Here is a 1393-nt window from a genome sequence, read left to right on the forward strand (position 1 = left end):
ACGGTTTTGATGGCCGTGAAGAACTCAATAGCCGCCTGGCCCTGCTCGCGGGAATGCGAGCTGGATTGTTTCATGCCGCCGAACGGAGCCTGCAGTTCAACGCCTGCTGTTTCGGCATTGATGCGCACAAGACCTGCATCCATTTCATTAATGAAAGAAAGCATATTGCCGATGTCTTTCGTATAGATGGAGGCACTTAGGCCGAACTCTGCGTCATTCGCCTGCTCCAGCGCTTCCTCTACCGTATCCACCTTAATGAGCGCAAGAACCGGTCCGAAAATCTCTTCCCGTGCGATAACCATGTCATTCGTTACATTTTCAAATACGGTCGGCTGCACATAGAAGCCGTCTTCTCCCCCGTTTTCGGTGTAGCGTTCGCCGCCATACAGAAGGGTCGCGCCTTCGCTCTTTCCTTTTTCGATATAAGAAAGCACGGTATTTAGCTGACTCTCGCTGGCGCACGGTCCCATCCAGATGCCGTCTTCCAGACCGTTGCCTATGGTAATTTCCTGTACTTTCGCAAGCAGTTTTTCTTTGAATACATCATACACATCCGCCTGGACAAAGACGCGGCTTGTAGCGGTACATTTTTGGCCGGTAGAACGGAGTCCGCCGCTGATGGTGCCTTCTACGGCAAGATCCAGATCGGCATCGCTTGCGATGATGACCGGGTTTTTCCCGCCCATTTCCAGCTGATATTTCGCGCCTCGGGCCAGTGCCGCCTGCCCGATTCGTTTGCCTGTAGCGTTCGATCCGGTGAAGGTAATGCCATTGACGTCAGGGTGATTGACAATCGCCTCACCGACGACGGAGCCCCGGCCGGTTACCATGTTTACGACACCTGCCGGAAGGCCGGCTTCATCCATGCATTCGATGACTTTTGCCGCTGTTACGGCCGTTTCCTGCGCCGGTTTAATAACGACCGTATTTCCGTATATAAGAGCCGGTGCCATCTTCCAGATCGGGATGGCTACCGGGAAGTTCCAGGGAGAAATGACACCGACAACGCCAAGCGGAACGCGGGTGGTAAACATCAGCGCTTCATTGTCGGTAGACGGGATGACGTCTCCGATTTTCCGCATACCTTCTCCCGCGTAGTAACGAAGAATTGCAACGCCACGCATCGTCTCGCCCTTTGCTTCCGGCAGCGTTTTCCCCATTTCTTTGGTCATCGTTGCCGCAATGTCCTCCAGGCGGCTTTCAAGAATATTCGCGATTTTGTAGAGATACTCCCCCCGCGCTGCACCTGAGAGCTTTCGCCACGCTTTTTGCGCTTGTCTGGCCGCCGCTACCGCTTTGTCTACATCTTCTTTGGTGGAACGCTGAATATAGCCGACGACTTCATTTCGATTGGCGGGATTTATGCTTGCCTCTGCATCGTTCGCTGTCGATG

The 1393-nt window shown here is 53.7% G+C and carries 1 protein-coding gene; it reads right to left on the bottom strand.

Going from position 1 to position 1393, the window contains the following annotated elements:
- A partial coding sequence (gene gucD / locus ADA01nite_RS21660; RefSeq protein WP_146812494.1) for an alpha-ketoglutaric semialdehyde dehydrogenase GucD occupies window positions 1-1393 on the bottom strand: 1393 nt, incomplete at both ends.

This window comes from Aneurinibacillus danicus (assembly GCF_007991215.1).
GTDB classification, from domain to species: domain Bacteria; phylum Bacillota; class Bacilli; order Aneurinibacillales; family Aneurinibacillaceae; genus Aneurinibacillus; species Aneurinibacillus danicus.